The following is a 265-nucleotide window of genomic DNA, read 5'->3' on the forward strand; positions in this document are numbered from 1 at the left end:
GCCCGGCATGGACCGCATCGACATCCGTCCTTTCGGGCAGGATGAAGCCGATGTGATAGGTCTGGCGCCCCATCTCCACCTGATCGGCGGTGCCGAATTTTGCGATTGCGTGGCTGAGGACGATTTCGAGGCCGGTATCGTCTTCCAAGGTCGCCAGGCCGTTATGGCCGCGCATATCCTTAAGCTTCAGGCCGAAATGCCGGATGAAGAAATCCGCCGTGGCAGCAATATCGGGAACGTGGAAATCGAGATGGTTCAAGTGCAT

At 57.7% G+C, this 265-nt stretch carries 1 protein-coding gene; it reads right to left on the bottom strand.

Annotation, left to right across the window (positions count from 1 at the left end):
• Positions 1-265 (bottom strand): VOC family protein (locus tag EOD29_RS32420; RefSeq protein ID WP_127248848.1); only part of this gene is annotated, 265 nt, incomplete at both ends.

This window comes from Mesorhizobium sp. M1A.T.Ca.IN.004.03.1.1 (assembly GCF_003997555.1).
Classification (GTDB): domain Bacteria; phylum Pseudomonadota; class Alphaproteobacteria; order Rhizobiales; family Rhizobiaceae; genus Mesorhizobium.